The 12,795-nt window shown below is 62.6% G+C and carries 6 protein-coding genes; all 6 read left to right on the forward strand.

Annotated elements, in window-relative coordinates:
* The coding region (locus EOL86_07470; GenBank protein ID NCD25416.1) for a thiosulfate reductase at nt 1–1,485 on the forward strand (1,485 nt) is incomplete at its 5' end.
* 10 nt (nt 1,486–1,495) lie between these two features.
* The gene (locus tag EOL86_07475; protein ID NCD25417.1) at nt 1,496–1,945 is read left to right on the forward strand and encodes a 4Fe-4S dicluster domain-containing protein; all 450 of its coding nucleotides are present in this window, start codon (nt 1,496–1,498) and stop codon (nt 1,943–1,945) included.
* Between the two features lie 292 nt (nt 1,946–2,237).
* Nucleotides 2,238–5,000, forward strand: a complete 2,763-nt coding sequence (locus EOL86_07480) for a molybdopterin oxidoreductase (GenBank protein NCD25418.1) — start codon at nt 2,238–2,240, stop codon at nt 4,998–5,000.
* An 18-nt stretch (nt 5,001–5,018) separates the two neighbouring features.
* Nucleotides 5,019–6,422, forward strand: coding sequence for an acyltransferase (locus EOL86_07485; GenBank protein NCD25419.1), 1,404 nt, complete (start codon nt 5,019–5,021; stop codon nt 6,420–6,422).
* A 195-nt stretch (nt 6,423–6,617) separates the two neighbouring features.
* Nucleotides 6,618–10,205, forward strand: coding sequence for a transporter substrate-binding domain-containing protein (locus EOL86_07490; protein ID NCD25420.1), 3,588 nt, complete (start codon nt 6,618–6,620; stop codon nt 10,203–10,205).
* A gap of 118 nt (nt 10,206–10,323) precedes the next feature.
* On the forward strand, nt 10,324–12,795 hold a 2,472-nt coding region (locus EOL86_07495; protein ID NCD25421.1), incomplete at its 3' end, for a transporter substrate-binding domain-containing protein.

The raw sequence follows: 12,795 nt of genomic DNA on the forward strand, positions 1-12,795 counted from the left end.
ACGGTCAGCGCCAGCAAGGCGCATAATTTCTTCATGATCCGGCCGGGCACGGACTACGGCTTCAATTTGGCCGTGATCAACACGCTGATTTCCGAAAATCTGTACGACAAGGCGTTCGTGGATCAGTTCGTGGACGGGTTCGAGGAGCTTAAGGCCTTTGTCCAGCCGTACACGGCCGAATGGGCCGCCGGGGAATGCGGCGTGTCGGCCGAATCCATCCGTGATCTGGCCCGGCAGCTGGCCGAGGCCGCGCCCAGCGTGCTTTGGCATCCGGGCTGGATGGTGGCCCGCTACAATACGTCCTTTCTGATATCGCGCACGGCCTATATCATCAATAGCCTGCTTGGTTCTATCGGCGCCAAGGGCGGTCTGCCCTTTGTCAACACGCCCGGCGATGTTGGCCGCAAGGGCCTGCGGAAACTGGTCGATCTTTTTCCCAAGCCCGAGGAAAAGCGGGCCGACGGCGTGGGCTGGAAATATCCGCAGTTCGACGCCGGCCCAGGTCTGGTCAATCTGGCCTACGACGCCATCGTCACCGGCGAGCCGTATCCCATCAAGGCCTATCTCTGTTTCCGGCATGATCCGCTCATGGCCATGCCCGATCCCGAGGCGCTGAAAAAGAAATGGGCCGGGCTCGACCTTTTGGTCAGCATCACCTTTTCCTGGTCGGACACGGCCTGGAACGCCGACGTGGTTCTGCCTCTGTCCACCTATCTTTCCCGCGAGAGCATCATTGCCAGCAAGGGCGGGCTCAAGCCGCAGTTTTTCGTGCGCAAGCGCGCCCAGGAGCCGACCTTTGACTCCAAGGCAGAGTGGGAGATCATCTGTGGCCTGGCCAGGCGTTTGGGCCTGGACCCGTTGTCCTTCGACAGCATCGAGGACATTTGGGCTTACCAGCTGCAGGACACGGGCGTGGCCATCGAGGATTTTGACGCCAAGGGATTTGTCGAACTGGCCGACGCGCCCCTGTACCGCCCCTTGGGCGAGGTCAAGCTGCCCACGCCCTCGGGCAAGATCGAGATGGTCAGCGGGAAATGGGCCAAGGCCGGACAGCCGTCCCTGCCGCCCTACGTGTCTCCCGCGCTTCCGCCCCAGGGCATGTTCCGCATCACGACGGGTCGCTGTGGCATCCACACCCAAGGCCACACCGTCAACAATCCGCTTCTGGCGGAGCAGATGCCCGAGAACGTGGCCTGGCTGCACACCAGCCGGGCGGCTGAATTGGGTATCGCCGACGGCGATCTGGTCGAGGTCTTTTCCGTCACCGGGGGGACTGGCCGGTTGCGGGCCTTTGTGACGGACTGCATCCATCCCGAGGCCCTGTTCATGCTGCACGGGTTCGGACACCGGCTGCCGGTGGAATCCCGCGCGTTCGGCAAGGGCGCGGCCGATCACGAGCTGATGCCCGGCGGTCTGGAGCAATGGGACCGGGGCGGCGGCTGCCTGTCCATGCAGGAACATTTTGTCGGCGTGCGCAAAATCTAGGGAGACGGACATGAGTAACTATAGAATGAAGCTGGACAAGGCGCGCTGCATCCACTGCAAGGCCTGCGAGGTGCACTGCAAGGTCAAGAACGACAATCCCGTGGGCATCAAGTACGCCGTGCACACCTCTGGCGCGCCGGAGCTTAAAAACGGCCTGATCGTCATGAAGGCCGCGTTCCGGAGCTGCTACCACTGCGAAGATCCGGCCTGCGTCGCGGCGTGCCCGACCGGAGCCATGATCCGGCGCGAGTCCGACGGTCTGGTCTACGTGGACAAGGACGCCTGTATCGGTTGCGAGGCCTGTGTCACGGCCTGTCCCTGGAATATCCCGGTTCTGCACGCCGAGGCCAATGTCATCGGCAAATGCGATTTCTGCATGGACCGCATCGACGCCGGTCTGCAGCCGGCCTGTGTCACGGCCTGCACGACCCACGCCCTGACCTTTGAACGGAAAAAATAGTCCGCGATTATCCCCTATCGCGAAACGCCCGTCGGTCCTTGAAGCCGGTGGGCGTTTTTTCGTGGAATGATACAAACTCCCGGCGCGGGCACCATGTCCGGGCGTCGAAGCGTGTCCGATGTTGTGAAAATCAACAAAAAGTCGTTGAAAATTTTTCAACCCGGCACGGTCGTCTTATGGACAAAAATAGGCCCGGAACGGCCCATGCGACCACCTGCCGTGGTGGCGGGTGATTGACCTGAACATTCATTTCCGGCCTCCGGTGGGTCGGAAAGCTCCGACGGAGGATTTTATGGACAGGACGCAACGTAACGATCAGGCCCGTGTGTTTCGTTTTTTTTCAACGGTTTTTCGGGACGAGCCCGCGTTGCCCGTGGTCACGGCGACAGTGTCTCCCGCCTTCGTGGATGCCGTGCGGGACGTGGAATCGCTCGTGCCCTCGATGCGTGGCGCGGCGGCGCGCCTTGCCGCCCTGGCCGCGTCGCCGGGCGACGTGCATGCCGAACTCCGCCACGAATACGCGGATCTTTTTTTGAATGCCGGCGCGAATCCCGTGTTTCCGTACGAATCCGTGCATCGCTCGGGAATTCCCGTGGTCCAGCAGGAGCCCGTCTTTGAACTGCGTCGCGTGCTCCGTTCCGTCAACCTGTCCGTGGACCCGGAATTTCGCGATCTGGATGACCATGTCGCCGTGGAATTCGAGTTGTGCGCCGCCTTGCTGGAGCAGGATCGTCTTGACACGTACGAGACGTTTTTTCGCGACACCATAAGGGCCTGGGTGCCCTTGTTCGGCGAACAGCTGGCGAGCTGCGCCGGACATCCGTGGTACCTGGCCATGGCCGCCTTGTGCCTGGCCTTTGTCCGGGAGGACGTGGACCCGGCGTGCTGGGGATGTCTGGCGCGGGGTCTGGACCGGGCCGCGTTTCCTTTCGCGGCCGATCTCGTGCAATCGGGCGCGACGCCGGAAGGTCCGGAAGTGGAAATCCCAACGCATTGTTACACCTGTGGGGCGTTATGCGGGATGAAGGCCAAGGTCCGGGACGGCATCATGGTCGGCGCGGCCGGACTGCCCGGTGATCCCAAGGGCGCCGGCCGTCTTTGCCCCAAGGGCGGTGCCAGCGCCAAGCATGTCAACAGCGCCTATCGGCTCAAGGCGCCGCTCATCCGTGAAAACGGGCGTTTTCGCAAGGCGGGCTGGGACGAGGCCCTGGATCTGGTGGCGAGCAAGATCTCGGCCGTGCCCGAAGGCAAGTTGGCCTATTTTCGCGGCAATGATTTCGCCAATTTCGTGCACGAGGCCTTTTTCGAGCACCTGGGCTGCCCCAAGGGGACGCATCGGACCATGTGCGACAACGCCAACCGCATGGCCACCGAGCACAGCCTCAACGACAAACGTCCCTGGATCAACTACGACGATTCGGACTACATCATTTTTTTCGGGAACAACGAACTGGCCACGTCCTATGGTCAGCGCAAGACCGCCGCGCTCAAGAAGGCCCTGGACCGGGGGGCCAAGCTCGTGGTTTTTGATCCGCGCAAATCCGACACCGCGGCCAAGGCCACGGAATGGGTTTCGTTGATTCCGGGCACGGACGGCGCGGCGGCCATGGCCATGGCGCACGTGATCATTTCCGAGGAATTGTACGACAAGGAGTTCGTGCGCGATTGGACCACGGGCTTCGAGGCCTTCAGTGCCCGGGTGTTGGGCGGGGAAGATGGCGTGGCGCGCACGCCGGAATGGGCCGAGCCCATCTGCGGCGTTCCCGCCGCGACCCTGGCGCGCATTGCCCGGGAATTCGCGACGGCCAAGGCCAAGGGCGTCATGTCCTGGACCGGTCTGGCCCAGACTCCCAACGGTCATTGGGCCACGGCCGCCATTCAGGCCCTGAACGGATTGTGCGGCACCTTTGACGCGCCTGGCGGGCCGAGCCTGCCTTTCAAGCGCAAGCTGGGTTCGGCGTGGCGCGACGGCCAGACAAAACCCGAGAAGAAGAACGCGCCCAAGGTCGATGCGTTCCAGCTGTGGTCTGGCTGGTCCCCGGCCAAGTTCGAGGAGCAGGTGGACGCGGGAAAGATCCGCGCCCTGGTTTCGTATTGGGCCGATCCTGTTTTGACCTGGGGCAACAGCGCCTCCGTGGCCCGAGGCCTGGAAAAGTTGGATTTTTGTGTCACCATCGACGCCTTCATGTGTAACACGGCCCTGCTGAGCGACGTGGTCCTGCCCGACGCGACCTGGCTGGAACAGTCCCAGATCAAGCCGGATTGGCTGTACGAGGCGTTTTTGAGCTATTTCGCCGAGGTCGTGCCGCCCATGTATGATTCCCGCCCCATGTGGCGCATCGTCCAGGGACTGGCCGAGCGCCTGGGGGTCGCGGATGCCGTGCCGTGGGAGAGCATGGCCGGGGCCGAGGCCAATCAGATGCGTGATCTGCCCTGGAGCTACGACGAATTGCGGGAAAAGGGATTTCTTCTCACGGACCCGGCTGCCTATTACAAGTATCGGGACTGGGGCGGGATCAATCCTCCCGCCGGATACGGTTCTTCCGGCAAGAGCGTGACCGGAAAATATAACTTCCTCAACCCGGTCAGTCAGGAAAAAGGCGTGGACCCCTTGCCCGACCACAAGCCCATCGACGCGGCCCTGACTCCGGACGCGGAATATCCCTTTATCTTTGGCAATATCCGCGTCCTGCAGCACGAGCACTGCTCGACGTTCAACAATTACCAATTGATGAAGCTCAGAAAGACCAACACCCTCCTGATCAACGCCGCCGACGCGGCCCGGCTTGGCATCGCCGACAAGGCGTGGGTGCGCGTGGTGTCGCCCTGGGGTAGTGCCCGGATCATGGCCGAGGTCACGGAACATATTCGGCCGGGAGTGCTGGCCGCGCCGGGTGGATACGGGCATGTGCGCGGTCTGGAAGGCGATCCCAAATACGCGGATTTTGGTGGCGTGAACGTGCCAGGGGCCGTGATGCCACCCAATGTCACGGAGCCCACGGGCGGGACGCCGATTTTGAAATATATCAAGGCCAGGGTGGAGCCCGCGGCCTAGACGCGCGGTTCTGGCCACATGGTCCACCGCCCGGGGTGGGTTTTCCACCAAGGCGGTGATGGGCGCGATGTGGCCGGAATAATCGAAGCCCCACCCGAACTCTTGGAACGCAAACAGGCCCGTCAGTCGTCAGGACTGACGGGCCTGTTTGTCGTGGCGCCATCTTTCCGCCCCGTGCCCCTGGCTGGTTGGCGGGGCAAATTTCGCAATTCGCGGCCTTTTCCGGGCAATTTTCTGCAAGGGCGTGATGATTTTTTCGCAGTAGCCATCCCTGGTGCGCAAGAACTCTTGACCCTGGAACCTTTCTACGAGATTTCAGGGCGCGCGATTTCGAGCGTGCGCGCTTTTGTGATTCCGCTGCAAGGAAAGTCAGATGGAGATATTATGTATTTGAAATCTTTTGACTATTTTAGAGCCGTGACAATCGTTCTCATTGTTGCCGGGCATTGCTACGGTATATCTGGATGGAAAGTCACGACGTTTTCAGACAGGGTATTGGCGAATATCATTTCCGGAGGAACGTCACTTTTTGTTTTTATTTCAGGATTTTTATTTCATCATGTTTTTTATAAACGCTATAGTTATTTTAAATTTATCAAGGGAAAAATAAAAAATGTCTATTCGCCGTATATTTGTGTGTCTATAATTCCTATAGCTTACTCAATATACACGAAAAATCCATATCCTGAATTTTATTTCGGATCAACGGATACACTTTTTGATCAGGTTTTACGACCGACATTTTTGTATTTTTGGTATGGTGGCGTTCTGGTATATTGGTACATTCCGTTTATCATGACGATGTTCTTGATATCTCCGCTTTTTATGCGGTTTATCAGGCTCCGAACAAACCTCGGGACACTCATTGTCGCGGTCCTTTCGTTGGTCGCTGTCTTTGTCCATCGTCCGATAAACAATTTGTCCATCCTCCAGTCTGTCGTGTATTTTTTGCCCGTGTATCTGTTCGGCATTTTGTGCTCCATGGAGCGGGATTGGATTTATGCCCGGCTTCAGGGCAAGAACCTTGTATTGCTGGCCGGTGTCCTCTTTCTGGCCATGTTGCAGGCCGTGCTCATGGACACCTGTGGAAACCTTCAGAAAAATCCGTTCGACTATAACGGGGTGGATGTTTCCTTTCTGCAAAAAATAGTGCTGTGCGTGCTGCTCATGAACTTTTTGCACAGGTACGAAGACCGCGAATGCAGGGTTCTCGAGCGGGTCGCGTCGGCGAGTTTCGCCATCTATTTTTTGCATGGATGGGTTGTTTTTTTCATCTGGAAGGCCCGGGAACATTTTGGCGGCCCCGCCGGTTTTTTTCTTTTGCCGCTGTTCACGGCGCTGGTGACGTGGATTTCCTACGCGGTGGCGGCGGTGATCAAAAAAGGGTGTCCCGAAAAAAGTCGGTTGTTCATCGGCTGGTAGACGGCGTGTCCGGGCTGTGCGCGGGTGCCACGGAAACCGGTTGTCAGAATGGTCCGGCTTTGGCAGTCAGAAGAAGACCACGCGGGCGCGCCACGGTCCGTCGCGGTGCCGGCCGCATGGTGTCACGAAGCGGTGCCGGGGCGTGTCCGCCCTGGGCACGACCAGGAGCAGGTCCGCGCCTGTGTTTGCTAACCCGTGGCGCTGGCTGTCACAAGGAAGGAGGTGTCCGTGTTCCACATTCCGGTGCGAAACCCAGGCCCGCCTTCCTTTTTTGTTTTTGCCGTCCTGGTCTGGACGGTGCTTTGGGTCGGTCCGTCGTTGCCGGCCGGTTCGGCCTGGGCCGCGACGCCGCTGACCACGACCGAGAGGGCCTGGCTTCGTCACAACGAGCCCATCGTTTTTGCCAGTCAAACCCAATACCCCCCTTTTGAGTTTATCGGCCCCGACGGGCAGCGCCAGGGCATGTGCCTGGACCTGATCCGTTGGATCGCCTCGGAGCTGAACATCCAGGCGCGTTTTCAGGACATGCCCTTTCTCGACGCGCAAAAAGCCGTGCTCGATGGCCGGGCCGACGTTCTGACCAGTCTGTTTTACAGCCGGCAGCGCGACGCGCGTTTCGAATTTTCCAAGACCACCTGGGAAGTCCCGGCCGTTATTTTCGTGCCGGCGGATCGGCCGGACATCATCGGCCTCGGGGATCTCGCCGGCAAGCGCATCGCCATGCAACGCGGGGACTACGCCGAGGAATATCTTCGGACCCAGGGGATTCAGTATGTGCCGGTGCTGACGGACTCCTTTGCCCAGGCCGCGGACATGGTCCTGGCCGGCGGGGCCGACGCCATGATCGGGGATCGGCCCATCGTGCTTCATCACCTCTATTCCAAGGGCGTGGCGGAGCGGATGAAGTCCGTGGACGGGGCCCTGTATGTCGGGCTCAACAGCATGGCCGTGGCCGAGGGCCGCGAGATACTGGCCGGGATTCTGGACAAGGGTATCGAGCTGGCCAAGGAGCGCGGCGTCTTCGCGGAGATTTCCGCCAAGTGGCTGGGCGCGCGGTTCAAGGTCGAGGACGAGCCCCTGTCCCCGTTCCAGCTCGGGCTGATCCTGGCCCTGGCCCTGGCCTTGACCCTGGCCGTGATCCTGGTGGTCTGGGTCGTCTATTTGCGCGGTGTCATCCGGCAGCGGTCCATCGATCTGCTCGAAGCCCGCGACCCGCGCAAGCCCGTGGCCGGTGTCGCGCCCTGGAGAATCATCTGCAAAAGGGCCCTGCTGTTGCTGGCCCTGCTGATTCCGATCACCCTGGGCGGCAATCATGTCCTGGTGAACATGGTCATCATGCCCAAGTATTTGGAGTACGAGCGCGCCGACGCCAAAAGGCGGGTCGCCGGGGCCTTGGGTCTGCTGGAACGCGAAGCCAGGCAGTTGGAACGGCAGGCCGCGGCGTGGGCCTTTCGGGATGACAGCGCGGCCTTCCTTGGCGGGCACACGGACGGGGCCATTCCCGCCACGCTGAACATGGGCGCCCTGTCCAGGCAATCCGAGTTGGACGTTTTGGTTTTTGTCGATCCCGGGGGGCGGATTGTCTGGTCCGACGCGCGTGATCCGCTTTTTCAGGTCCGCGCCCATGTGTCCGAATTTTCCGGCGTTGCCCTGGCCCAGGACCATCCGCTGCTGGCCCGTCCCCGCCCGGAACAGCCCTGGTCCAGCCTCATGCTCACGGAACTGGGGCCCTTGTTCGTGGCCTCCTGTCCCATTTTTCCCGCGAACAGGACCGGGACGAGCCGGGGGACGCTGATCGTCGGCCGGTTCGTGCGCGCCGCCCTGTGGGAAGAGATGGAGAGACTGCTGGAAACGCGTCTGGTCGCGTTCCATCCGGGCGGGCCGGGCTGGTCCGGGCGCGCGGAGCACATCGCCGAACGGCTGTCGCCCGGAGCCATGGCCTTGTCCGAGGCTGGTCCGGACATGCTGCACGGCCATGTCCTGCTGGGTGATCCCTGGCGTCGTCCGGCATTGCTGGTGCAGCTGGAATACCCCCGCGACGTGGTGCGTCAGGCCCGGTCCACGGCCCGGCTGACCTCCCTGATTTTGTTCGAGGCCGTGCTCATTCTTTTTGTCGGCAGCACGGTCTGGTTCACGTTGTCCCTGCGGGAGTCGTTCCGGCGTCAGGCCCATGTGGAAGCCCTGGTCGCGGCCCGGACCGAGGCCCTGGAGCAGAGCGAGCGCAGCAAGTCCGTGCTGCTCAAGAATCTGCCGGGCATGGCCTACCGCTGTCGGTATGACGAACAGTGGACCATGGAATTCATTTCCGAGGGGTGCACCAGACTGACCGGTTACGACATCGACGACCTTCTGGGGAACGCCCGTCTGTCCTTCAACGACCTCATCCTGCCCGCGTACCGGCAGTTTTTGCGGGACACCTGGGCCGAGCGGATCGTCAGACGCCAGCCCGTCCTGGTCGAATACGAAATCCGCACCGCTGACGGACAGGTGAAGTGGGTCTGGGAACAGGGTCAGGCGATTTTTGCTCCCGACGGCATGGTCGAGGCCCTGGAAGGGCTGATTCTGGACATCACGGAACGTCGCGCCGTCGAGGCGGCCCTGCGCGAGGCCAAGGAGCAGGCCGAGGCGGCCAACCGGGCCAAGTCTGAATTCCTGGCCAACATGAGCCATGAAATCCGCACGCCCATCAATGGCGTCATGGGCATGCTGCAGGCCCTGCGCGATACCGGCCTCGACCCCGAGCGGGACGAGTTCGCCACGGCGGCCCTTCAGGCCTGCAAGCGTCTGGAACGGCTGTTGTCGGACATTCTCGACCTGTCCCGGATCGAGGCCGGCATGCTCGTGATCCAGCCCGCGCCCATGATCCTGGCCCAAGTGGTCGAGCAGGTCCGGGAGCTTTTCTTTCCATTGGTCGTGGGTACCGGCGTCGAGCTTCGGGTCACGGTCGATCCAAGCCTGCCCGAACAGGTGGTGGGCGACGCGGTCCGTGTGCAGCAGGTGCTGATCAATCTCGTGGGCAATGCCTGCAAGTTCACGCCCTCCGGTCATGTGGAGTTGGAGGCGTGGCGGCTGCACTCGGTTTTTCCTGAGCAATGCCGGGTTTTTTTCTCGGTTTCGGACACGGGCATCGGCATTCCGGACGACAAGCTGGACACGCTGTTCCGACCCTTTTCCCAGGTTGGGGAGGGGTACGCGCGCAAGCATCAGGGCGCCGGTCTGGGGCTGTCCATTTGCCGGCGGCTGGTGGAACTCATGGGCGGGAAATTGTCCGTGATCAGCGAGCCGGGCAAGGGCACGACCATCGCCTTTACCCTGCCTTTCGCGCTTGCCCGCCGCCGGGCCGGGGATGCCTCGGAACCGTCCACGTCCACGCCTGTCCGCCTGGAGGGATTGCGCCTTCTCGTGGCCGAGGACGACGCCATCAGCGCCATGGCCGCCTTGGCCCTGTTGCGCCGACGCGGTGCCGAGGTGGTGCACGTGGAAGATGGCCAGGGCGTGTTGGCGGCCATGACCAGGGAGCGTTTCGACGCGATCCTCATGGACGTGCAGATGCCGGGCATGGACGGGGTGGAAGCCACCCGGCGCCTGCGCGCGGGCCTGGCCGGCGAGGCGGGGCGGAGCGTGCCCATCATCGCCATGACCGCCTATGCCATGGCCGGGGAGCGCGAGCGTTTTCTGGCCATGGGCATGAACGGTTACGTGGCCAAGCCGGTCGGCATGGAGGACCTCGTGGCGGTCATGGCCGAGGTTTTGCCCGGGGAGGCCGGGAATCGGGAGCCCTGATCCAGGGCACGGACGGGGGCCGGCCCGAACCGGCTCGTGGGGCGGTTGTTTGCGTGGGTTTTGGTGTCGGAGGCGGGGTCAAGGATCGGGAGCCATCATCCGGAAGAGGACTGCGGCGATGTCCTGGCAAATCAGACGCGGCATTGTGTTTTTCGTGGTGGCTTTGTGCACGGTCCTTGGTCCGTGGCGTCTCCCAGCCCACGGCGCGCCCAACGCCACCGGCAGGGGGGCTTCCGCGCTCGCGGCCGTGCTTTCCCCGGATGAAAAAGCCTGGCTGAAGCAGCATCCACTCCTTCGTGTCGGCGGTCCCCGCGCCTTCGCGCCATTCCATTATTATGACGAACAGGGCGCGGCCCGGGGCATGGCCCAGGATTATCTGCGTCTGCTGCTGTCCAGACTGGGGCTGGCCATGCGCGTGGACAACGATCAGCCCTGGCCCGATGTCCTGGCCAAGGCCAAGGCCAGGGAACTCGATCTCGTTGCCTGCGCCGCCCGGACTTCGGATCGGGAGGCCTATCTGCGCTTTTCCGCGCCAGTCTTGTCCTATCCCCTGGTTGTCGTCGGTCGCACGGACGGGCCGTTTCTTGGAGGTTTGGCCGATCTGCATGGGTTGCGCGTCGCCGTGGTGCGCGGCAACGTGTCCCTGGACTGGATGCGGCGCGACCATGTCGATCCCGTGCCGGTTTTCGTTTCGACGCCCCTGGAGGCCTTGCGGGCCGTGTCCACGGGGCGGGCCGAGGCCTGTGTCGAAAATTTGGCCGCGGCCACCTATCTGATGGAAAAACACGGTCTGACCAACCTGAAGGTGGCGGCGCCGACGCGTTTTGAACAATACAACCTCCATTTCGCCGTGCGTTCGGATTGGCCGGAACTGGCGTCCATGCTCGACAAGGCGCTGCGTTCGCTGACGCCGGCGGATCATGCCAGGATTCGCAACGACTGGCTGGCCGTGCGCTATGAGCACGGCATCCGCGTGTCCGATGTCCTCGTGTGGGGACTCGCGGTCGGGTTGCCGATCCTGGCCGCCTTGGGCGCCCTGATCATCGGTCATGGCCGGTTGCGCCGGGAGATGAACCATCGTCGGAACATGGAGGCCGCCCTCCAGGCCAGCGAACGGCGTTTCAAGGAGCTCATCCGCAATTCCTCGGACACCATCACCATCATGGATGGAGACGGCCGCCAGCTTTTTGTCAGCAATGCCGTGGAGCGGATGCTCGGCTATACGCCGGATGAATTGACCGGTGTCGCCGTCATCGACCACGTCATCCATCCCGAGGACCGGGGGCGCGTCCGGGCCGCGTTTCGGACGATTCTCCGCGTGGGATATGGCGGCGCGCGTTATCGCTGCCGGCACAAGAATGGATCGTGGGTCTACCTGGAAGGGTGGGGCACCAACCAGCTGGACAATCCGGATATCCGGGGCGTGGTGGTCAACGTGCGCGACATCACCGAACGCAAACGGGCCGAGGACGCCCTGCGCGCCGCCAAGGAGGCGGCCGACGCCGCCAGTCGGGCCAAATCCGAATTCCTGGCCAACATGAGCCATGAAATCCGCACGCCCATCAACGGGGTTCTGGGCATGTTGCAGGTGCTGCAGGCCACGAACCTCGACGCGGAACAGGCCGAGTTCGCGGCCTCGGCCATCCAGGCCTGCGCGCGCCTGGAACGCCTGCTCAGCGATATCCTCGACTTTTCCCGCATCGAAGCCGGCAAGCTGGTCATCCAGACCGCGCCCATGCGCATCGCCGATGTGTGCGGGCATGTCCGGGACCTTTTCGGCCCCATTGCCCGCGAGAAGGGCATCGCATTGCGGTTCGAGCTCGATGCCGACATTCCGCGCGTGCTCGGCGACGCGGCCCGGCTGCAACAAGTGCTGGTCAACCTGGTCGGCAATGCCCTGAAGTTCACGCCGGCGGGCAGCGTCACGGTCGAGGCATGGGCGCTGCGTCCGGAGCGGGCCGGACGGCGGCGGGTTCTGTTTTTGGTCACCGATACGGGCATCGGCATTTCCGACGAGGATTTGGCGCGGCTTTTCCGGCCCTTTGTCCAGGCGTCCGGAGGCTACGCGCGCGGCCATCAGGGCGCCGGTCTCGGGCTGTCGATCTGCAAGCGCCTGGTGGAATTGATGGGTGGGAGCATCACCGTGGAAAGCGAGCCCGACACGGGCACGGTCGTTTTTTTCGCCCTGGATTTTGCCGTGGATTCGGCGCCTGGGCCGTCCGCGACGGAAACGGCGGGTTCGGTCGTCCATCTGGATGGCCGCCGGCTGCTGTTGGCCGAGGACGATGCCATCAGCGCCATGGCCGCTCTGGCCTTGCTGCGCCGGCGCGGCGCCGAGGTGACCCACGTGGCGGATGGCCGGGGCGTGCTGGCGGCCGTGGCCGGGGGACATTTCGACTTGATTCTCATGGACGTGCAGATGCCGGACATGGACGGCGTGGAGGCCACCCGGCGCCTGCGCGCGGGCGAGGCCGGAGCGGCGGGGCGGGATATCCCCATTATCGCCATGACGGCCTATGCCATGACCGGAGACCGGGAACGGTTCTTGGACATGGGCATGAACGGCTATGTGGCCAAGCCGGTCAGCCTG

Source organism: Deltaproteobacteria bacterium (assembly GCA_009930495.1).
GTDB lineage: Bacteria > Desulfobacterota > Desulfovibrionia > Desulfovibrionales > Desulfomicrobiaceae > Desulfomicrobium.

Bases quoted from the DNA above. Each gene is read 5' to 3' on its own strand.
- EOL86_07480 (NCD25418.1), top strand. From the start codon at position 2,238: ATGGACAGGACGCAACGTAACGATCAGGCCCGTGTGTTTCGTTTTTTT.
- EOL86_07475 (NCD25417.1), top strand. From the start codon at position 1,496: ATGAGTAACTATAGAATGAAGCTGGACAAGGCGCGCTGCATCCACTGC.
- EOL86_07485 (NCD25419.1), top strand. From the start codon at position 5,019: ATGGTCCACCGCCCGGGGTGGGTTTTCCACCAAGGCGGTGATGGGCGC.